Annotated in this window: 2 pseudogenes; both read left to right on the forward strand. The window is 72.1% G+C overall.

From position 1 onward, the window contains the following. Positions 1 to 710, forward strand: a pseudogene (locus FVW27_RS15040) (hypothetical protein); the annotation flags it as partial. Between the two features lie 156 nt (positions 711 to 866). Next, positions 867 to 1585, forward strand: a pseudogene (locus tag FVW27_RS15045) (6-hydroxymethylpterin diphosphokinase MptE-like protein); the annotation flags it as partial.

Consider the following 1585-nt stretch of genomic DNA (forward strand, 5'->3'; position numbering starts at 1 on the left):
CTGGCTCCGCCCCCGCCGCGCCACAGGATGTCGCCCCGGACGGCATGCCCGCCGAAACACCGGCCATCAGCGACGACGCGGCGGCAATGCCCGGCGTGGCCCCCACCGTGTTCCCTGAAACGCAACCCGTTGCGCCGCCGGTGGGCCTGACACCCACGGAGCACGTTCCCCTGCCCCGGGCCACCGAACCGGCACAGATGGAGCCGGTGGTTCCCGCGCCTGCCCCCGCCCCGGCACCGGAACCCGCACCCGTACTCCCCACCGCACCGCCCACCGTGCCTCATGACGCGGGCGGCGAGGTACGCGCGCCGGTCACGCCCCCGGAAATCCCGGCCCTGCCGGAACCGGTGGCGCCCCCTGTGTACCCCGCAACTCCCGAAGTAACGGTCCCGGCAACGGAATCCACCGCCCCGCCACTCCTGACGCCCACGGCTCCCGCTGATGGCACGGACGGCGGCCTCGTTCCGTACAAGTCGGTACGACGCACCGCGCCGGAAACATTGGACGGCCCGATTGTTCCCGTTCCCCCGGCGTCCACCGCCCTGCCCGGCGGGGCCGACGTCCCGGCGGACGGCACGACCACCTACAAGGCCCCCCTGCGCAGGGCCCCGGAAACGCTGGACGCCCCCATCACGGTGCCGCCGCTGCCCACGCCTCCGGCGACGCCCGCCGAACCGGTGACGACGGAATCAGGAACCGGCGCGCCGTAGGCCGTCCCAGCCATCCCCCCCCATCCGCTGCATAAAGGCACCGCCCCCTTCGCGCACCGCGCCGAGGGGGCGGCCTGTTTCCCTGCCCTGCCCGCCGCCCCCCTGCCACCCGCCCGCAGGCCATTCGTGCGGCATGCATCATGCATGGGCAGGCCCATGAACCACACCCAATTCCTCGCCGACAACACCAAGGCCCTGGCAGCCGCGCAGCCTCAGGTGGCCGCGTGGCTGGCCGCAAACGCTCCGGCGCCCGAGACGCAGGCCTCTCGCCTGCGCCTGAACCGCTGGAACATGCTGGACGTCGAACTGGAGGATGGTCGTCGGTTGTTTGACGCCTTTCCGCCCCAATTCGCCTACCGGTCATGGCCGCCCACGGAGCAGGCGGAGCGTTCGGCCACCATCATCGTGGGCGCCAACCTGGGCTACGGCCTCAACCACATGCTGGAGCAGACGCCGCCCCGTCACCGGCTGCTGGTGGTGGAACCCGACCCGGCCATGCTCAGCCTGTGCCTGGGACTGACGGATTACCGTCCGTTCATCGAATCGGGCAGGCTGACCTTCATCGTGCCGCAGTTCGACGCGCTGGTGGCCGCCGTGCGCGGCTGCGACAAGCAGTTCCTGTTCGGGCGCATCCTGTTGCAGGCCGACCTGCCCAGCCAGCAGATCGGCCCCGCCTACGCCCACTGGGCCCGCATCTGCCGCGAGCAGTTGGACGCCCTGTCGGTGGAACTCTCCACCCTGCGCCGCGCCCAGGACGTGATGGTGGGCAACGAGCTTTCCAACTTCCGCCGCGCCCTGGCCGACGGCGACATGAAGTCGCTGCGCGGCGCGCTGGACGGCCTGCCCGCCGTCGTCGCGGGTGCCGGGCCGTCGCT

Origin of the sequence: Nitratidesulfovibrio liaohensis, from assembly GCF_011682075.1 — a bacterium.
Lineage (GTDB): Bacteria > Desulfobacterota > Desulfovibrionia > Desulfovibrionales > Desulfovibrionaceae > Cupidesulfovibrio > Cupidesulfovibrio liaohensis.